The sequence below is a fragment of the Vibrio sp. T3Y01 genome, assembly GCF_013114525.1.
Lineage (GTDB): Bacteria > Pseudomonadota > Gammaproteobacteria > Enterobacterales > Vibrionaceae > Vibrio > Vibrio chagasii_B.
This window is the reverse complement of sequence record NZ_VTXJ01000001.1, coordinates 183,565-202,884: the sequence shown is the minus strand read 5'-3', so window position 1 is coordinate 202,884 and position 19,320 is coordinate 183,565. Positions and strand designations below refer to the sequence as shown.

15 protein-coding genes are annotated in these 19,320 nt (G+C 45.6%); 4 read left to right on the top strand and 11 right to left on the bottom strand.

Features of this window, described 5'->3' with window-relative positions; translation table 11 throughout:
- Positions 1 to 33 precede the first annotated feature (33 nt).
- The 8 genes from F0232_RS00865 to xsc all read right to left on the bottom strand — a co-directional run bounded on the left by F0232_RS00865 (position 34) and on the right by xsc (position 9,387).
- Positions 34 to 954: a cache domain-containing protein gene (locus F0232_RS00865; protein ID WP_105058423.1), complete on the bottom strand. Its 921-nt coding sequence runs from the start codon at positions 952 to 954 to the stop codon at positions 34 to 36.
- An 11-nt stretch (positions 955 to 965) separates the two neighbouring features.
- Positions 966 to 2,306 carry a TRAP transporter large permease gene (locus tag F0232_RS00860; protein WP_061032193.1) on the bottom strand — a complete coding sequence of 447 codons (1,341 nt, stop codon included), beginning with the start codon at positions 2,304 to 2,306 and terminating at the stop codon, positions 966 to 968.
- A 34-nt stretch (positions 2,307 to 2,340) separates the two neighbouring features.
- Complete coding sequence (locus tag F0232_RS00855; RefSeq protein WP_008215727.1) at positions 2,341 to 2,883, bottom strand: TRAP transporter small permease; 543 nt, start codon at positions 2,881 to 2,883, stop codon at positions 2,341 to 2,343.
- 163 nt (positions 2,884 to 3,046) lie between these two features.
- On the bottom strand, positions 3,047 to 4,048 hold the full coding sequence (locus tag F0232_RS00850) for a TRAP transporter substrate-binding protein (protein WP_105058851.1): 1,002 nt from the start codon (positions 4,046 to 4,048) through the stop codon (positions 3,047 to 3,049).
- Between the two features lie 117 nt (positions 4,049 to 4,165).
- Positions 4,166 to 5,632 carry an FAD-binding oxidoreductase gene (locus F0232_RS00845; protein WP_105058424.1) on the bottom strand — a complete coding sequence of 489 codons (1,467 nt, stop codon included), beginning with the start codon at positions 5,630 to 5,632 and terminating at the stop codon, positions 4,166 to 4,168.
- Between the two features lie 48 nt (positions 5,633 to 5,680).
- Positions 5,681 to 6,106, bottom strand: coding sequence for a nuclear transport factor 2 family protein (locus tag F0232_RS00840; protein ID WP_105058425.1), 426 nt, complete (start codon positions 6,104 to 6,106; stop codon positions 5,681 to 5,683).
- A gap of 285 nt (positions 6,107 to 6,391) precedes the next feature.
- Positions 6,392 to 7,198 (bottom strand): FRG domain-containing protein, encoded by an 807-nt coding sequence (locus tag F0232_RS00835; protein WP_105058426.1) that lies wholly within the window; start codon positions 7,196 to 7,198, stop codon positions 6,392 to 6,394.
- A 377-nt stretch (positions 7,199 to 7,575) separates the two neighbouring features.
- The gene (gene xsc / locus F0232_RS00830; protein ID WP_061032189.1) at positions 7,576 to 9,387 is read right to left on the bottom strand and encodes a sulfoacetaldehyde acetyltransferase; all 1,812 of its coding nucleotides are present in this window, start codon (positions 9,385 to 9,387) and stop codon (positions 7,576 to 7,578) included.
- 264 nt (positions 9,388 to 9,651) lie between these two features.
- On the opposite strand from xsc, the gene F0232_RS00825 reads away from it, so the two are divergent.
- Complete coding sequence (locus tag F0232_RS00825) at positions 9,652 to 10,632, top strand: MoxR family ATPase (RefSeq protein WP_105058427.1); 981 nt, start codon at positions 9,652 to 9,654, stop codon at positions 10,630 to 10,632.
- Between the two features lie 3 nt (positions 10,633 to 10,635).
- Positions 10,636 to 12,357 (top strand): cobalamin biosynthesis protein CobT, encoded by a 1,722-nt coding sequence (locus F0232_RS00820; protein ID WP_105058428.1) that lies wholly within the window; start codon positions 10,636 to 10,638, stop codon positions 12,355 to 12,357.
- Between the two features lie 50 nt (positions 12,358 to 12,407).
- On the opposite strand, the gene F0232_RS00815 is transcribed toward F0232_RS00820, so the two are convergent.
- Together F0232_RS00815 and pta are read right to left on the bottom strand one after the other, a co-directional pair.
- Positions 12,408 to 13,175: a sulfite exporter TauE/SafE family protein gene (locus tag F0232_RS00815; RefSeq protein ID WP_105058429.1), complete on the bottom strand. Its 768-nt coding sequence runs from the start codon at positions 13,173 to 13,175 to the stop codon at positions 12,408 to 12,410.
- Between the two features lie 69 nt (positions 13,176 to 13,244).
- Positions 13,245 to 14,318, bottom strand: a complete 1,074-nt coding sequence (pta, locus tag F0232_RS00810) for a phosphate acetyltransferase (protein WP_105058430.1) — start codon at positions 14,316 to 14,318, stop codon at positions 13,245 to 13,247.
- A gap of 154 nt (positions 14,319 to 14,472) precedes the next feature.
- Here pta and F0232_RS00805 point away from each other — a divergent pair, with 154 nt between their 5' ends.
- Both F0232_RS00805 and F0232_RS00800 read left to right on the top strand, forming a co-directional pair.
- Positions 14,473 to 15,261, top strand: coding sequence for an IclR family transcriptional regulator (locus F0232_RS00805; protein WP_008215739.1), 789 nt, complete (start codon positions 14,473 to 14,475; stop codon positions 15,259 to 15,261).
- 87 nt (positions 15,262 to 15,348) lie between these two features.
- Positions 15,349 to 16,776, top strand: coding sequence for an NAD-dependent succinate-semialdehyde dehydrogenase (locus F0232_RS00800; RefSeq protein WP_105058431.1), 1,428 nt, complete (start codon positions 15,349 to 15,351; stop codon positions 16,774 to 16,776).
- 239 nt (positions 16,777 to 17,015) lie between these two features.
- Here F0232_RS00800 and F0232_RS00795 read toward each other — a convergent pair whose 3' ends face one another.
- Positions 17,016 to 19,202, bottom strand: a complete 2,187-nt coding sequence (locus F0232_RS00795; protein WP_105058432.1) for a malate synthase G — start codon at positions 19,200 to 19,202, stop codon at positions 17,016 to 17,018.
- Positions 19,203 to 19,320 lie beyond the last annotated feature (118 nt).

The window sequence follows — 19,320 nt, the reverse complement described above, 5'->3', positions numbered from 1 at the left end:
TTAAATAGACTTACACTCACCGCACTCTCATTTTTACGTCTTGTTTGATTTTGTGTAATATCCAACCCCTACCAGCTTGTTATCGATGACTCGATAGTAGGTATGCTTGGTTTCGACCTTACTCGATAATGGATTTAACCAGCGGTAGGTGTACACACCACGGCCATTTTCGCGTGCAAGATTCAACATATCGGTGAGTATCGGCTTATCATCTGGGCTCAGGATTTCGTTGTGTGATCGCCCAACTAACTCCGGTGACACGCCATGAGCTAGTAGCTTTCCAGAACTCATGTCCATCACAAACACATACAAATCTCCTTCCACAAAGCTGCCTTCAGCGTCATTGAACTCAACCAAGCTATCTTGTTCAGACTCCACTATCGCAGTCATCGCTCTCGCCAATAAATTCTTTGCCTCGGCCGCACTCGAACGTTCAGGGTAATAACCGACAGCGACAATCACATCGCCTACTCGCTCAAAGAACGTAGTTTTCGGTTCACCCATACGATCAGTCGGGTTCGTCCAGTGATATTTCACCTCGCCAAAACCGTTATGGACCGCTTTTGTGATCATTTCTCGGAAAAATGGATTGCCGTAAACATCTTGTGTGTCCAATACACTGTCGCCCACCAGCACCATGGAAGAGCCGCCACTGGCAAGAAATTGACCATCAATTCCGAGTGCAAACACGTATAACTCACCGTCTATGTACTCAGGGTCACTCATGAAATCTTTGACGCTTTCATCCCCCTCGGTTTGAACGTGGATTACCGCTTTCGCCAGCAGAGTCTTGGCTCTTCTCTCTGCCTCGCTCACCACGTGGGGCTCAGAAATATCAAGCACATTAACAGGCTTAGCTTGTTTCTCTGTTTCAGAATGTTCGGCACGTAAACTAATGCCACTCACGACAGCAAACACAGCACAGCCAATGAGAATGATTCTGGATAAATTCATGGTTATCTCTCCTAATAGCCCACTAAGGACGGAAGCCAAAGCGTAATTTGTGGGAAGAAAGCGATAACGAAAACGCCCACAACAGAAGCAAGAACAAAGGGATGGATCTTCGCGGTGATTTGCTCAACCGTGGAACCCCCTATTCCCGAGGCAACAAAGATGTTTTCGCCAAGTGGCGGCGTAGCAAAGCCTATCGATAAGGTACATACGACCACAATACCCACGTGGGTAGGATCCGCGCCTAACATGTACATGATTGGTAATAGAACCGGCACGATGATCATAATCGCGGCTAAGGTTTCCATGAACATACCGATGAACAACAGCAAAGTAATCGTAAGCGCCCACACCATGTACATGTTGTCAGTAAAACTGAGCAAAGATTCAGCCACCACCACTGGAATTTTTTGTTCAATCAACAAACGACCAAACACAGTAGCGGCAAAGAGGATCAACAACACACGCCCGGTAATCCACGTCGTGGTAGATAGCGATTTCATAACGCTTTTAAATGACAATTCGCGGTGAATAAAGACACCCACAAACAGCGAATAAAAAATTGCCACAACCGCTGATTCTGTTGGTGTGAACATACCGCTGTAGATACCACCTAGAATCAAGAATGGTGCCAGTATCGACCATAAACCTCGACGCAAGTAATGCCTTACATCACCAAATGACCAATTTTCAGTGAGCCCTTTATAGCCTTCACGCTTGGCTATGAAATAGTTGGTCAGTACCAATGTCGATGCCATGATGAAACCAGGCACAACGCCTGCGACAAACAGTTTTGGAATCGATAAAGAAGCGAATTGACCATGTTGAGCAATAGCTTCTGGTGGCGCCATTAAGCCCATCGCAGAAATACCAAAGATAACCAAAGGAATGGATGGTGGAATAATAATCCCCAAGCCTCCGGATGCAGCCGTAACGGCCGATGCGTAGCTCTTATCGTAGTCACGCTTAACCATCGCAGGCACCATTAGCATACCTACCGCGGCGGTTGTCGCTGGGCCAGAGCCAGAGATAGCACCGAAGAAAAGACAGGCCATTACCGTTGCCGCACCAAGTCCACCTGTTACGGGCCCAGCTAAGCTTTCGGCAATATCAACCAAACGTTTGGAGATCCCAGCCGCCTCCATTAATGCGCCCGCAAGCACAAAAGCAGGCAGAGCCATGAGCGGGAAGTTACCTACCGAAGTAAATGCGATTTGTACCAGTGCGATAGGATTTTTGTCGAGCAACATATAGGCTGCCATCGAAGCGCCGGCCAGTGATACTGTGATTGGTGCACCTAGAATTAACAGGGTTAAGAAGCCACCAAATAAAATTAGAGTTAAATAGGATTCCATTATTACATCTCTCTATTACGACTATTCTCTGTGACTACTGCATAGACTTTTGTGCAGTCATTTTTCGCAGCTCTTTCACTTCTGGATCTTCATTGGTTGCACCTTTGAATAGGCGCTCATAGTTGTTCCAGATAATTCGAATCATCATCAGGGAAAACGCGATAGGCAAAATCATGTAGAAGTACTTCATCGGGATGCCTGTGGTCTGAGACTTCCAAAACAGGTTCATTTTGTTGAACACGAAGTCATAACTGAGATAGACAAAGTAACCGTTAAAGCAAAGCCATAAGAAATCAGCGATAGTTTCACTGACGGTTTGCACAATGGGCGGAAAGAATTTGAAGTGAAAGCTCACTCGGTTGTGTGCTGACATCTTGGCCGCCACAACTGCCCCTAGATAAGCGAACCAAACGAACATATAAGTAGCGACTTCATCTCCCCACGGGATAGAGTAGTCGAATAGCTGACGCGTCAGGATTTGTGTAAACAGCAATAGGACAAAGCTTGCAAGCAACAAACAACAGGTATATTCCTCAATGTTGTTCAGGTGTTTTTTTATTGTTTTAGCGACTGACATATAACCTCCAATGTTGATTTTCACATGACAACCAGTCGCTCACGGTCCTAAAAGATCAGGTACAGAACAGCTCAACGAGTACAGCCATGTAAATGCCCTATCTCACTGTTCTATCGCTAGGTGATTAAGTCGCGGAGAACAGCAGATAGGGCGAATCTAATCGTTACTTTCTACCTAGTAACTCAAGAACGTCGTCTAGCTTGTCTTTGCCTCCGATGCTTGAGTAGAACTTAGGCCAAACTGATTTAGTCACCTTGCTGATCCACTCTTGCTCGTTGTCTGCTGGGTCTGTGAATACCATGCCTTTCGCTTGTAGCTCTTCGCGAATTTGATTTTCCGTGTTTTCTAAATAAGCGAAGCTGTGCTCTGTCGCTTCCTGACCAGCTTCAAGAATGATCTTCTGCATTTCAGGTGTCTGTTGTTGGAAGACCGTTTCACTCACGATGAGAGGTTCTAAAGAGAAAATGTAGCGAATGTTGGTCACGTACTTTTGTACTTCGTTAAACTTCATCGCATGCACTGTGATGTAAGGGTTATCTTGACCATCTACCACGCCCTGTTGCAGGCCAGTAAAGGTTTCAGACCAAGCCATTGGCGTTGGGTTTACGCCCCATGCTTGGTAAGAAGCAATCATGATTTCGTTACGAGGAACACGAATCACGAGCCCTTTAAGATCTTCTGGGGAAGCGACAGGCTTTTTCGAGTTAGTCAAAACCCTAAAGCCAGAATAAGCCCAACCGACAATACGAACACCAGCATCACGAATCGTGTTATCGACTAAGTCTTGGCCTACTTGACCTTGAGTCAGTAGCACAGCTTCTTCTGCGCTTTGAATCACGTAAGGCATGGTCAATAGACCAACGGTTGGAGAGAAAGGCGTCACGTTGTTGATCGCCAGTACAGAGAAGTCGAGAAGACCGATTGCCGCATCATTTACGGTGTCTTGCTCATTACCTAATTGGCCGTTCGGGAACAGATCGATTTTCACTTTACCGTCTGTTTTTTGCTCCATGAGTTCAGAGAACGATGTCGCTAATTCCCACTGCGTACCACCAGCAGCATCGCCGATGGCCATTTTAAAATTCGCTGCTGCCGCGGTATGAGATAGCACCGCTGTTGCTACAATGGTGACACCAGCAATAATTTTATTTTTAATAAATTTCATAGTCTTAACCTTTCCTTTCATACAGACTTCCTGCCTGTACTTTGCTCACAAGGTGACCTGGTACAACTTTCCTGGTCGTAGTTCTATTTCCCTATTTTGGAAACAATGTTCGGGTAGTTACAGCCTTTCATCCTTTAACGAATACCACTGATAAAGGAACCGCTGCCCCATTCTTCGAAACGGCGCAAACATCTCTGATTCCACCACTTCCCTCACGTTGGGGAACGGAAGTTTTGATTCAAATATTGGTAGTTCGAGCGTGTGACCTTCGCCTGCAATCCACTGAGCAAGACGCTTACCCGCTTGAGCGGAATACATCACGCCATTACCGCCATAGCCAAGGGCGTAGAAGATGGATTGTTTTGGATTCGGTTGATAGATCCTCGGCATCATGTCGTGGCTGACGTCCACCCAACCCCACCATGAATAATCGATTTTGATCTGATCGAGAGACGGGAATTTCCGAGTAAGGTCCGCTCTCAACATGTCTTCATATTTCTTTTCAGGTGCGTTCTTGCCACTGATAGCACTGCGTGTACCTATCTGTACCCGGTTATCCGGTAACAAACGGTAGTAGTGGCGCAGAATTCGAGTATCAGTAATCACCTGATTAGTTTTGAAGTTACACGCGACGATTTCGTCTTGAGTTAGCGGACGTGTGACCATTGAGTTAGACAGTACTGGCAACAGGCGATTCTTAAGTTCTGAATGCAAGCCTTGGCTGGTATACCCACCCGTACAAACACCGACAGAACGCGCCTTCACAACACCACCTGGCGTCTTCAGGTAATGCACACCGCCACGAGTCTCCCAGCCCATAACGGGACTCGATGGGTGAACTTTAACACCGAGTGCTCGCGCCTTTCTTAAGTAACCAAACGCCAGCTTCCCAGCATGAATGCCAATCCCTTCTGGCTCATGCATCGCACCTGCCGCTTCTTGATCACCAACGTAATCACGCTTTACGGTTTCTGCATCTAAGATCTGCGCATCGTAGTCAAACGTGTCGCGCAACAATTTGGCTTCTTTCTCGAGTGTTGCCATCACTTTTGGACGGTGAGCAACATATAAATGACCGCCAGGTTGTGGGTCACAATCGATGTCTTTGATCAGTGACTTGAAGGTTTCCATGCCATCGACACATTCGCGGTGCATCTTTAGCGCCGTTTCGAGGCCCCAGCGTTCAATCCATTGTGAACGCTTCAAACGCCCTGAGGCACACTGCGCTTGACCACCGTTTCGAGTGCTGCATCCCCAGCTTGAACGGTTCGCTTCAATCACTGTCGCTTTAATGCCATACATCTCAGCAAGGTGTATCGCAGTGCTTAGGCCGGTAAAGCCTGAACCGATAATCGCCACATCGACATCCATGTCCGATGTGATTGGGCCATCGTCTTCAGGTGGGGAACCTGCAGTATCTACCCAATACGTTGGGGCGTATTCTTTACCATGACCTGGCGTTTTATCCTTCAATGGATCGTACTTTGGATCGTATCTATCTTTTGCTTGTGTACTTTCTTTTGCTTGGGTGTTTTTCACCTTTGGCTGCACATCGGCAGCCGGTTGTTCCATTACTAAACTCATAATTCGACTCTCCTAGTCATAACACGTGAACGGGTTGCGATTTCGTGTCTAGCTTGTGGGAGTCAAAAGAGGTCTTGTTTTACGGAAGGCATTTTTTACGCTGATTTTTCCATCTTTCAGAGTAAACACATCGACCATGCGAGCTTCGATAATGCTGCCATCTGGGTTCGTAGCAGAAAACGTTGATTCACTCACAGCGCGATCACCGCACACAAAGTGGACAGGGTCACTCCAAGCAGCGTCTGGAAAATTCTGCCAAACCAATTCAAAGCTATTTCGAACCGCTTCGTACCCTTCGATAGTGTTTCCAACTAAGCCTTCACCAGCCACAGTATGGAACACACAATCTTCAGTCATGAACGACATTAACGCTTCGATATCATGGTTATTCCAAGCATCACTAAATGACTGTAAAAAGGCGGTGTCGACTTGGTTTTCCAGCACGAACGTCTTTGCATTGGTTTGCATATTCATATTCCAGAATCCTTTATGTTTACGTTATTGGTTTAAATTTCAGTAGCTTTGCGCCACTTTTTTATTAGAGTTTTTAAACTAGAAACCTGATTAATTTAACAACTTGATAACAAGTCGCACAACTCTAACTTCGAGTAGTGTTATATACAATCTCTAAGCTCACAGATTTCGTATTTTTATAAATTTAATTAGTGTTCTAAGTTTATTTAAACAAGACTTCACTCTATTTAAATAATTAAAATCAGACTTGAGCGAAGCCTTAATTCTCAATAAAGATATTAGTCGTTAGTCGAAGTCAAAATCTTGATGGTACTTTCGACCATATTGTTCCAAAGTTCGATTATGAGTATTAACTTGTAATTCGATATTGCTTCCATCTTTACCCATAACCTTATTTCCATCGACGTGTGATTCATTTTTCAAATCAACCAGTGTCTCTTCGTTATACTCTGTAGGTTCATTTAACACATTCATGGATATTAACTCCTTTATCAGATTTACTTTGGCGGACGGCAGAACATGAACGGATACTAGACCGTTTGAATATCCTTGCTCGTCGTACAAAGGTTGAATGGCATCATTGCAACCTTCCTTAAACGGATGAATGGAATACCATTTGTCCTTACGTTGTTCTTGCTTATCACAATCAGCAACATGAAATATCTGAGTTTTCTCAACACCACATGGTGTGAAGAAATCACTAACTCTTTCAAAATCAATTGCTTTAGTAATATTAATGCAGTCTTTACTCTGGCTATGACACAAAGCCCACAGCGCATTAACCAGGTTATCGCTCCATTCAAGTAAACGAGTGGGAAATCCCTGCTTCTTTGCTAAGCACATCAGCAACCAATCATTTATGTCGTGAGAGTGCAATGAATGCCCACCATAGATACGAACCGTTGAAAGCAAATCTTGTTCGACTCGGCGTAAGTTCTTACGATTAGAACGACCCAAGCTAGGCATTAAGTTATTGTTTTCGTAATCACAAACGTTATAAATCAACCCACAAGGCTCATTGCACTCGCTAATAAAAGAATCGATTATTTGATAAAGTTCTTTGAGTGAGCTTATATAACGTTTATTGTTCATGTTTATTTTCTACCACTCACCCATATAAATAATCATTCTTAGCTAAAAAATAAAGGTTAATGACTCTTCGAATACTCATACTAAAGTCGAATAAATCCAGTGACTCATCAATAATTACTATCTTAATATTCGGTTAATAATAATTATTGATAAAACCTCAGTTTAGATAAAATATTGTGTGGAGTAATCGCTATTTGGTTAGTGCTCTAATATTAAGAGCAATAAACGTGAAAAATATCACTTAATGCAAAAAGAGTTTTCTTTCACGTTCAATTTAATATCAAAAACCACCACTTAATTTGCTTGCCCGGCCCCGACCTCGATGGCATTCTCCTTAACACTTTCGATAATACGGTCCCGGACAAACTTCCTATTGGTTATACGTAATCTTTGTATTTATCTAGGAAACGAACCGGTTTAGACAATGCGTCTCGACGGAACGGGTCACCCAGTTCTTGAGTACACATGATCTCTATGATGGTTGTTTTACCTTCATTCATTTGCATGTCGATGGCTTTTTGTAGAGTTGGGCCAACATCTTCTAGCTTATCAACCGTGATACCTTCAGCGCCCATTGCTCGAGCGATCTCTGCAAAGCTTTGGTTATCCAGTTCACCTGCCACAAAGCGTCGGTTGTAAAAGTCGACTTGGTTCTTCTTCTCTGCGCCCCATTGACGGTTGTGGAATACTACCGCAGTCACAGGAATGTTATGACGAACACACGTCATGGTCTCCATCAGGCTCATGCCCCAGGCACCGTCGCCAGCATAAGAGATAGCAGGGCGATGAGGTGCAGCCGCTTTCGCACCAATAATGGTCGGGAACGCGTAGCCACAGTTACCGAAACTCATTGCCGCAAAGAAGCTGCGCGGTTTTTCAAAACGTAAATAGCTGTTTGCAACCGAGTTGATGTTACCGATATCCGTTGAGACCATTACATCTTCTGGCATCGCCTTTTCGAGTTCACGAAGTACTTGGCGTGGGTGAAGGTATTCGCCACCAGAGAAAGGAGTCTCATGCGAGTTTTCTTCAATCATGTCCAAGCTGAACGAGTCACGTTCGTGCGTCCACTCATCAAGTTCTTTTTCCCACAGCGCTTTTTCTGTTGCGACTGTGTCTTGGCGAGCGCCTTTGTTGTCATCACATAAGAGAGCACGACCTTCCAATCTCTCGGTTAGTGCCACTGCAGCCGCTTTCGCATCACCACAAATACCGACAGAGATTTTCTTAACCAAGCCAAGCATCTTGTTGTCTGCATCAATCTGAATGATTTTCGCGTTCTTCGGCCAGTAATCCATACCGTGTTGAGGCAATGTGCCAAATGGACCAAGACGTGTACCGAGAGCAATAACCACATCCGCTTGAGCCATCAATTTCATTGCAGCTTTCGAACCTTGGTAACCTAGTGGACCACACCATAATGGGTGACTTGCTGGGAACGAGTCATTGTGTAGGTAGCTGTTTACTACTGGCGCGCCCAGTCTTTCAGCCAGTGCTGCACACTCTTGAACCGCATCAGCCATTACCACGCCGCCACCAGAAATGATGACTGGGAATTTCGCTTCAGCAATCAAGTCTGCCGCTTCGTTCAGAGATTTTTCACCACCTGGGCCACGGTCTAAGCGTGCTGGTTGAGGGATCTCAGTTTGAGTCTCACCGTAAAAGTAGTCACGTGGAATATTAAGTTGAGTAGGCCCCATCTCGCTCATTGCACGGTCAAAGCATCGACCCGTGTATTCCGCCATACGGTCAGGGTGCGTCACATGCCCTTGATACTTAGTAAACTCTTGGAACATTGGAAGTTGGTTACACTCTTGGAAACCACCTAAGCCCATTGTTTTAGTGCCGGTCTCTGGCGTCACAATAACAACAGGGCTGTGTGCCCAATACGCTGCTGCAATTGCTGTTACACAGTTACTGATACCCGGACCATTCTGGCCGATAACCACACCGTGGCGACCAGAGACTCGAGAGTAACCATCTGCCATGTGAGCAGCACCTTGCTCGTGTACCACTGGGACCAATCGAATGCCAGCCGGAGCAAAGATATCCATTGCATCCATAAATGCCGAACCCATGATGCCGAACATATCGGTGACATCATTGGCGACCATAGTTTCAACGAACGCTTCTGATGGTGTCATTGTTACTGTGCCGGAAACAACCGTACGTTTTTCTTGCTCACTCATTCTTCCATTCTCCTTGAGTTAACCTAAATTTCATTTTTCGGAATGAATTGTCTCTTTTTCGAATTCAAATTCACCTTAGTAGTAGATTTTTTGCGCGTCAACTTTTTACGTTAAAATGGAACAATTCATTCTAATTAATAAAACTGGATCACATTATTGGTAGTTTTTCGTACAAAAAGTGCCGTTAACTCCAAGAGAGAGGTTAATAATCGATAGCAGTTCAAAAATCACAGCAGTCATGGAAGCGATAATGGGGAATAAAGAATGAACAATGAGGAATTGCGACCAACGCAACAGGTAAGTGTAAGAGAGCATTTCGGCATCGATAGCGACTTAACGGTATTGGCCTTTGAGAAAGCGGGAGAGTACGTACCGAAGATCGATCCCAACTACTGTTTTGATCCTGAAGTCACGCTCGCAATATTAGCGGGCTTCACATCTAACCGTCGCACGTTGATACAAGGCACACACGGAACCGGCAAGTCTTCTCATATAGAGCAAGTGGCAGCACGATTAAATTGGCCATGTTTGAGGATCAACCTAGATGGGCACTTAAGCCGATTGGATTTCATTGGCAAAGATAGCATCGTCATTAAAGATGGAATGCAGGTAACGGAATTTAAGGAAGGCATTCTTCCACAAAGCATCCAGCAGCCTATCGCATTGGTATTGGACGAATACGACGCGGGCCGACCTGATGTGATGTTTGTGATTCAGCAACTCTTAGAGCAAGACGGCAAATACACTTCTCTCGAGCAAAACCGAGTGATCACTCCCCACCCTTCTTTCCGCCTGTTTGCTACTTGCAATACACTCGGTTTAGGTAACTTTTCCGGTTTGTACTCCGGTACTCAAGTGCTTAACCATAGCCAACTTGACCGATGGAACATCATCGCGACACTTAACTATTTAGACCCACAACATGAAACTAAGATCGTGTTGTCAAAGCGCCCTGAGCTAAACAATGAAAGCGGTCAACAGTTAGTAGAGAAAATGATCGCCACCGCTGGTTTAACGCGAAATGGATTTAGAGCGGGCGACTTGTCGACGGTTATGTCGCCAAGAACGGTAATTACATGGGCTGAGAATATTCGAATATTCAACAATGTAGCCACAGCATTTAGGCTGTCGTTCCTCAACCGTTGTGAAGATGAAGAGAAAGAGCTAGTTCGCGAATATTACTTCCGCTGCTTTGGTGAGGCGCTAGAGGCTCATACTCAGAGCTATGCTCAGTCGGAGTCTTAATCAATGGCTAATATTTCCTCCCAACAGAAAAAGATCCTCGATATTGGCGTGTCGGTTGCCAGAGCGATCAGCGGTGAGTTGAACCTGAATTACCGAGGAGAGCGCCTCTACAACGGTAGTCGTCCTTGTTATCACTTATCGGCACACACCAACGATCTCACCTTTGTGTCACGCCATGAGCTCATCAACAGTAAATTATCGATGAACGGTAAAATTGACTCATCGGCATTGAGACTGCTGCTTTCTGATGCTGAACTTCACTATTCACTGCGCCCAAAAAACGAAGTCGAACGTTTACTTTTCGATTTTTGCGAACAGGTGCGAATCGAGTCACAAGTCCCGCTTTACCTAAAAGGCGTCACTAAAAGCATTCAGTTCAACTTTGCGTATTGGAGCGATCAATATCATCAAAATGGCTTTACCGAATCTCGCATTGGTATTTTGTTATTCACATTAATGCAGGTCATCCACACTCGATTAACAGGTGTCCCAGTCTCAGAGCCCATCGCTGAAACCATTGAATCAACTCGGGCAGGCATAGTGCCTATTTTCGGAAGCAGCCTAAAGCACTTGAAAGAACATCGAGCCGATCAACAACAGTTTGCTCACTATGCCAACGAGCTCGCGTCTCTGGCGCAAGGGCTCATCAACCAAGAACAAGAGAGTAATAATTCTCCGACACCAACGGTTGAAGCGGACATCAAAATCCTCGCGCAACTTGCTTTAATCGTTGATGGTGACATAGAAGATGAAAAGATTGATGCAGACATCACTGGCAGTAGTAAGGTCTTCGAATTGTCAGGCGCCAATTATCAAGTATTCAATTCAGAATTTGACCAAGTGATCGCCGCAGATAAGCTCGTCCGGCGTGCCCTATTATTCGAACTGAGACAAAAACTCACTGATGACTTGATGGCGAGACAAGTGAATACCCGACGCTTAGCCGCCATGCTCTCTGGTTTTGTTGCCACACCACAACGAATTCGACGCCAAGAACACCTAGAAGAAGGCATCGTCAACACCACCGCCATCACAAAGCTCATCACTTCACCTTTAGACCGTACGGTTTTTTATCAGCCTGAAATTGGTCCGTCCCACCAGTGTGCCATCACGTTTTTGATGGACTGCTCAGGGTCGATGCAAAAACACAGCCACAAGCTAAGCCTACTAATGGATACGATCCTCAAATCCGTTGGACTCGTCAATATCCCCTTTGAAATTATCGGCTTCACCACCAACAACTGGAACGGTGGCAAGGTCTATCGTCAATGGCTTAAACAAGGCCAACCGAAACATCCCGGGCGTTTAAACGAGGTTAGACATATCGTATTTAAAGATTTTGATACGCAATGGAGGCGTGCTCGACTCGGTATTGCTAGCCTTCGAAAAGCGGACATCTTCAAAGAAGGAATTGATGGAGAAGCGGTTCAGTTTGCTAGCCAGCGATTGCAGCAGCACGGTGCACAACGAAAGATCTTATTTGTGTTTTCTGACGGATGCCCAATGGATACCGCCACCAGCACAGCCAATGATCAATTCTATTTAGACAACCACCTCAAACAAGTGATTGATCGCGAGACGACCAAGAATAATATTGAAATCCACGGCGTCGGTATGGGGGTAGATTTAAGTCCCTATTATCGCAGCAACATCACGTTGGATACTCAAGAGAGCTGCTTGTTTGGACTATGTAGAGGAATCTTTGAGATGCTAAAGCGTGTTTAAACGGTGAAGCTTCGGCTAGCAAGTCGCTAGCCTCATTGATAGAGCGTGTATTACGAAGAGCCCAACAATGACCATGCCGACACGGCCATCAAATATCCACCAATCAACATCAATACACCAAACACCAACTTCCTCAGTTGATCATTAGACAAGGGTGGTGGAAAGCGCCGCGCAAACATGGTCACAAGCGCCACTACGGGAATAGCAATCGCAGATAGCCACAATATGCTGGCTTCCATATCGCCTGCAGCGTAAACATTCACGGTACGAGACATCGACGTGCAAGCGAACACCATCAGCAGTGTACTTCGCACCAGATCGAGCGTAAAAGGCTGCCGATAGAGATGGTAAACAATCGGTGGACCCGCCATCCCAAACAGCCCGCCCGCGAGACCAGAGCTAAACCCTGACACCAAAAAAGACAGGGTTGTAGAGCGCTGTGTTCTGGTTTTAGGTTTGAACATAAAACTCAGACCAGCGAATAACACCATAGCGCCCAACAAAGCTCGTAGGATATGCGTTGCAGATTCGCTCAATTCGCCCAGCAAGAACACCCCAAGTGACACGCCGGGAATAATACCGATCACCAACACCACAAGGATTTTTAGCTCGCCAAGCAACGGCTTGCCCATCAAAGCAACCAAGCAATTGAACAAGGTGACAATACTCACCACCGCGGCAATAACATTTAGAGAAACTAGATTAAGGCTGACCGTCAAACCAATCACAATGATGCCTAATCCAAAGCCCGTGACGGTTTGAAAATAGGAGCCTAGCGCAATGGTGGCCAAAATGGCGAGTAAAACCGGTAACTCCATTAACAATCCTAATTAGGTTATTTGGGGGTAAATATGAGTGCATATCAGCGTTAGTTTAAGCAACTAATGTTAATACCTAAATTCAAATGTCGGCTCTTGTCTTTCTTCAACATTAGCTTCAGTGTCAGCCTTAGAGCTAGACACTTTCCCTTGCTGCGCTTGTACCGCGGTAACGGCAATGACGTTAAAGATATCCTCTGCGCAGCACCCTCTTGATAAGTCATTGGCCGGTTGATTCAACCCTTGGAGCAAAGGACCAATGGCGACCGCACCACCTAACCTTTCTGCCAACTTGTAACCTATATTGCCCGCTTCGAGGTTGGGGAAGATCAACACATTGGATTGACCTTTCACTTCGGAATCAGGCAACTTTTTAGCCGCAATTTCGGTAACAATCGCTGCATCAAGCTGAACATCTTGGTCAACCGCAATACCAGGGCAACGCTGTTTCACGATCTGCGCAGCACTGCGCACCTTGTCCACCGACTCATGTTTCGCACTACCGTTGGTCGAGAATGAAAGCATCGCCAACTTAGGCTCTTCCATTAGCAATGCTTCAGCACTTTGAGAAGCGGCGACCGCAATTGATGCCAGCTCCGTTTCATTGGGGTTAATCACCAAACCACAGTCACTGAAAATCAGACCACCTTTTAGATTATGGAAAGGCTCACACAACATCATAAGGAAGAAACTCGATACCAACTCGCTATCGGGAGCAGGGCCGATGATCTGCAGTGCAGCTCGCACCACATCAGAAGTGGTATACACCGCACCATTAACCGTGCCATCTACTAACCCTTCCCTCACCATCAAGTTGGCAAAAATAAGTGGATCTTTAACCTTCTCCAAAGCATCTTCATACGTCATGCCTTTGGCTTTTCTTAACTCATATAGGCGCTCAGCTAATACGACTTTCAGAGCTGACGTTTGAGGTGAAACAATGTGAATACCGGCAAGATTAATATGATGCAACTGCGCAGCTTCAATAATCGCCTTCTCATCCCCCACTAGCGTGATATGGGCGAGCTGTTTGTCTATCGCTAATCGTGCTGCGGCGAGCACTCGAGGATCTTCCGCTTCGCTCAACACCACGCGCTTACGATCTAAGTGAGCCTTATCAATAATCCGTTCAATTGCCTTCATGATAAAATTCCATTTATTGAGATTAATTGTTCCATAATTTAACTTTATATTATTGAAATAATAAAAAAGGTCAAATATTATTCAGATAATTGAAGGAAATTGATTTGCTATGTACACTCTTACACATAGACATATCGCAAGGATGAATCACTGTATGCAAACAGAAACACCACAAGTTCAAGGAGATACGCCCACTCTTCGACTTTTTGCTCTATTAGAGGTAATCGCACAGAAAGACGAATTCATTTCTCTTCAAGGATTAGTCGAAGAAACCGGGCTACCGAAACCGACGTTACACCGTATGCTGCAACAACTGGAGTCAGCAGGCATCATTCAAAGAGATGGTGACGATAAGCACTACAGCTCAGGTATTCGACTCAGAAAACTGGCCGAAAACCTACTCTTCAATAGCACTATGCACAGTGCAAGACGCACGATTCTTGAAAACCTGCGTGCAGAAGTTGGCGAAAGCTGCAACCTGACAGCGCTATCAAGCGGCGAGATCATCTACCTTGACCGTGCAGAAACGGAAGCCCCACTTCGTTTCCACCTCCAACCAGGTTCTCGCGTTCCTGTGCATTGTTCGGCTACCGGCAAACTGTTTTTGGCTCACATGTCGAAATCACAGCGCAGACGACTGATCGAGAATGTGCCTCTGACGCAGTACACAGTGAAAACCATTACCGACTACTCCGTTCTAGAACAAGATATCGAAGAAGCGAAGATCCAAGGCTATGCCATTGACGATGAAGAGTTTCTTCCAGGTTTGGTGTGTATTGCGGTACTCATCCCATCACCAACCGGTCAATCCAACCTTGGTTTAGCAATTCAAGCACCTGTGATTCGAGTGAAGCCAGATGAAGCGATTAAGTTTTTGCCTGCACTGCAAAAAGCAGCGAAAGCACTAGCGAAAATCGAAGCAGACAACTGGGGCCAACAATAAAGCGTTAGAGGCTATCTGGCTCCTGGTCAGCGGTAAGTTCACTCACAAGGTCAACACGTGTTAAGTAATCATCAATAAGGAACCACAATGCTCAAAATCAACAACAAGCAATTACTCTCTTTTATGGTGACAGAAGCAGACAGCGCGGTTGCGGTCACCAACCCAGCAACCGGTGAGGTTATTGGCTATGCGCCAATCTCTACCGAAGTGGAGCTAGATAACGCTATCAAGCGTGCAAATATCGCGCAGAAAGAGTGGGCACAAGTGCCAGCTAAAACTCGCGCTGCGCTTTTGAATAATTGGTATAAGTTGATCCTTGAAAACAAAGATGATCTTGCTCGCTTAATGACTATGGAACAAGGTAAACCATTGGCAGAGGCCACTGGCGAAGTGGTTTACGGCGCAAGCTTTATTGAGTGGTTCGCCGAAGAAGCTAAACGCACCTACGGCGACTCGATCCCTAGTACGGCGGCAGATAAACGCTTAGTCACCATCAAACAGCCGATTGGGGTAGCATGTGCCATCACGCCATGGAATTTTCCAGTTGCGATGATCACCCGTAAAGCAGCGCCTGCACTAGCGGCTGGCTGTAGCTTCATTGTGAAGCCTTCTGACGAAACACCACTTTCTGCGTTTGCGGTCGTTAAACTGGCTTACCAAGCTGGAATCCCTGAAGACCTTATTCAAGTGGTTTTAGGTAATAGTCCGGAACAAATCGGCGAACTGTTTACCTCTCACCCATTAATCAAAAAGATCTCATTTACCGGCTCTACCCGTGTTGGCAGCATCTTAATGGCGCAAGCCGCCAAAGGCATCAAACGTACCTCAATGGAACTTGGCGGCAACGCACCCTTTATTGTATTTGACGACGCAGACATCGACGCTGCCGTGCAAGGTGCAATGGCATCTAAATTCCGCAATGCAGGGCAAACCTGTGTTTGTGCTAACCGATTCTATATCCACAGCAAGGTACACGACGAATTTGTGGCTAAGTTCGACCAAGCTGTACAGCAGCTTAAGGTCGGCAACGGCTTAGATGAAGGCGTCAACATTGGTCCAGTCATCAGTGAAAGAGCAAAGCAAAATATCCAAGGCTTAATTGACCGAGCGATTGAACAAGGTGCACAGCCAGTGACACCAACTCAATTACTCGATGGCCAGTTTATTCAACCCGTCATTCTTAAAGACGTGAAACATGACATGGACATCGTTCAGCAAGAGATTTTTGGCCCTGTCGCTCCAGTTATGAAGTTCGACAATGATGAAGAACTCATCGAGATGGCGAACGATACGATTTATGGTTTAGCGTCTTACTTCTACAGCCAGAATATTCACCGTGTGTGGAAGGTAGCAGAAGCGCTGGAATACGGTATGGTTGGCATCAATGACGGCTTGATCTCTACTGAAGTAGCACCATTTGGTGGGGTGAAACAGTCGGGTATTGGTCGTGAAGGGGCAAAAGAAGGCATCGATGAGTACATGGATATTAAGTATCTATGTTTTGGGGGAAATTAAGGTTTTGGTGGAACTTAAGGCTTCGGTGGAAACTAGACTTTTCTCTTCGCTCCTCTAACCCTCTAAAAACGAAAGCTAAAAAAAAGCCGCGCTATTATTGCGCGGCACCTTGGGCTCGGTTAAGGGGTGTTTCTTTTTTAGTATTTTACATTCTCTGTTTTTATTATTCGTTCACTCCGCTATTTCAGCGGATTTGGCTTTTTGTGCTTTCGCTTATCTGCGATTCAACACTTTCCGACTCAAGCACTCTGCGCTTTCAACTTTAGACGCATCGCGTGTAACACTGGCTCGGTATAACCGCTTGGCTGAGCACAGCCTTCAAACACCAACTGACACGCTGCAGAAAACGCAATGCTGTTTTCAAAATTAGGCGCCATATTCTGGTAGCTTGGATCCCCAGCGTTTTGCTCATCAACCACAGCAGCCATGCGCTTCATTGTTTTCATAACTTGGGCTTCATCGCAAATGCCATGGCGTAACCAGTTTGCAATGTGCTGGCTTGAAATACGCAGCGTGGCACGGTCTTCCATCAGTCCTACGTTATTAATATCAGGAACTTTCGAACAACCTACACCTTGGTCAATCCAACGCACTACGTAACCTAGAATGCCTTGCGTATTGTTATCCAATTCATTTTGAATATCTTGTGCAGTCAGCTTTTGATTACCCAGTAGAGGAATAGTAAGGATATCGTCAACGTTCGCTCTCACACGCTCGCGCAGCTCTTTTTGGCGACTCGGAACACTGACCTTGTGGTAGTGTAAGGCATGCAAAGTAGCCGCGGTTGGCGAAGGAACCCAAGCGGTATTAGCACCCGCTTGTGGGTGACCAATTTTGGCATCCATCATCTTCGCCATGTTATCTGGTTCTGGCCACATACCCTTACCAATTTGGGCTTTACCTTGCAGGCCACAAGCTAAGCCCAGATCAACGTTTTGATCTTCGTAAGCGCCAATCCATGTCATGGTTTTCAGTTGTGTTTTAGGTGTAAATGGACCCGCTTCCATACTCGTATGAATCTCGTCACCCGTTCGGTCCAAGAAACCAGTGTTGATAAAAACAACTCGATCTTTAGCGGCGCGGATACACTCTTTCAAGTTCACAGAGGTACGGCGCTCTTCATCCATTATGCCAACTTTGATAGTAAAGCGCTCTAACCCTAATGCATCTTCAATGCGACCAAAAAGTTCATTGGTAAATGCTACTTCTTCAGGGCCATGCATCTTAGGTTTTACGATATTGATGCTGTTAGCTGTCGAGTTTTGATAAGCACTGTTGCCTTTCAAATCGTGCATTGCGATCAGTGAAGTGATCATGCCATCCATGATGCCTTCAGGTACTTCATTCCCTTCCTCATCAATGATCGCTGGGTTCGTCATTAAATGACCAACATTGCGAACAAACAACATGCTTCGGCCTTTAAGCGAGATCTCACCACCCGTTACGCTGGTGTATTGACGATCTGGATTCAAGCTACGAACAATAGTCTTGCCATTTTTTTCTAATGACTCTTGTAGATCACCTTTCATCAAACCTAACCAGTTACGGTAAGCCAGTGCTTTATCTTCACCATCAACAGCGGCTACTGAGTCTTCACAATCCATAATGGTAGTCAGTGCAGATTCCACCAGCACATCTTTAATACCGGCTGCATCAACGCTGCCGATTGGTGCACTAGGATCGATTTGAATTTCAATATGAAGGTTATTGTGTTTAAGCAGGATACAAGAAGGCGCACTAGCGTCACCCTGATAACCAATAAATTGATTGCGGTCGATTAGCGTGACTTCTTCGCCGTTATCTAGAGTCGCGGTAAGCGTGTTGCCGATACTCACGTTACTGATGCTGTATTTAGTCACGTCTTTATGAGAAACGCCATTGAGCGGTGCGGCATCATCAAGGAAACCACGAGCATAACTCACCACTTTGGCACCACGTACCGGGTTAAAGCTGCCGCCTTTCTCGGCGCCATCACTCTCGCTGATCACGTCTGTGCCGTAGAGCGCATCATATAGACTGCCCCAGCGCGCGTTTGCTGCGTTAAGTGCAAAGCGCGCGTTCATGATAGGCACTACAAGCTGCGGCCCAGCTTGTGTTGCGATTTCAGGCTCAACATTGGCAGTCGTTACTTGGAAGTCATCGCCTTCAGGTACTAGGTAGCCGATCTGCTGTAAGAACTGTTTATATTCTGCAGCATCCAGTGTTTGACCCGCACGCTCTTGGTGCCACACATCGATTTGATGTTGGAGATCTTCACGCTTGATAAGCAATGCTCGGTTCTTTGGTGCCAGATCTTTAAGGATGGTTGCAAATGACTGCCAGAAGTCTTCTGCAAGAATACCCGTGCCGGGGATGACCTGTTCATTAACTAATTGGTAGAGGGTGCTATCTATGCTCAAGCTTCCCTGTTGAATACGACTGCTCATAAAATCTCTCTCAAGTTAATCACTGACTACTTACTTAAATTTACGTAACTGACGAAAATTTAGCTAATTTATGCAGCTTATAATGGACATTCACAAAAGAAATACCATAAAAATAGGG

Excerpts from the sequence above, each read along its gene's own strand:
- F0232_RS00865 (WP_105058423.1), bottom strand. The coding sequence starts at position 954 with ATGAATTTATCCAGAATCATTCTCATTGGCTGTGCTGTGTTTGCTGTC.
- F0232_RS00860 (WP_061032193.1), bottom strand. The coding sequence starts at position 2,306 with ATGGAATCCTATTTAACTCTAATTTTATTTGGTGGCTTCTTAACCCTG.
- F0232_RS00855 (WP_008215727.1), bottom strand. The coding sequence starts at position 2,883 with ATGTCAGTCGCTAAAACAATAAAAAAACACCTGAACAACATTGAGGAA.
- F0232_RS00850 (WP_105058851.1), bottom strand. The coding sequence starts at position 4,048 with ATGAAATTTATTAAAAATAAAATTATTGCTGGTGTCACCATTGTAGCA.
- F0232_RS00845 (WP_105058424.1), bottom strand. The coding sequence starts at position 5,632 with ATGAGTTTAGTAATGGAACAACCGGCTGCCGATGTGCAGCCAAAGGTG.
- F0232_RS00840 (WP_105058425.1), bottom strand. The coding sequence starts at position 6,106 with ATGAATATGCAAACCAATGCAAAGACGTTCGTGCTGGAAAACCAAGTC.
- F0232_RS00835 (WP_105058426.1), bottom strand. The coding sequence starts at position 7,198 with ATGAACAATAAACGTTATATAAGCTCACTCAAAGAACTTTATCAAATA.
- xsc (WP_061032189.1), bottom strand. The coding sequence starts at position 9,387 with ATGAGTGAGCAAGAAAAACGTACGGTTGTTTCCGGCACAGTAACAATG.
- F0232_RS00825 (WP_105058427.1), top strand. The coding sequence starts at position 9,652 with ATGAACAATGAGGAATTGCGACCAACGCAACAGGTAAGTGTAAGAGAG.
- F0232_RS00820 (WP_105058428.1), top strand. The coding sequence starts at position 10,636 with ATGGCTAATATTTCCTCCCAACAGAAAAAGATCCTCGATATTGGCGTG.
- F0232_RS00815 (WP_105058429.1), bottom strand. The coding sequence starts at position 13,175 with ATGGAGTTACCGGTTTTACTCGCCATTTTGGCCACCATTGCGCTAGGC.
- pta (WP_105058430.1), bottom strand. The coding sequence starts at position 14,318 with ATGAAGGCAATTGAACGGATTATTGATAAGGCTCACTTAGATCGTAAG.
- F0232_RS00805 (WP_008215739.1), top strand. The coding sequence starts at position 14,473 with ATGCAAACAGAAACACCACAAGTTCAAGGAGATACGCCCACTCTTCGA.
- F0232_RS00800 (WP_105058431.1), top strand. The coding sequence starts at position 15,349 with ATGCTCAAAATCAACAACAAGCAATTACTCTCTTTTATGGTGACAGAA.
- F0232_RS00795 (WP_105058432.1), bottom strand. The coding sequence starts at position 19,202 with ATGAGCAGTCGTATTCAACAGGGAAGCTTGAGCATAGATAGCACCCTC.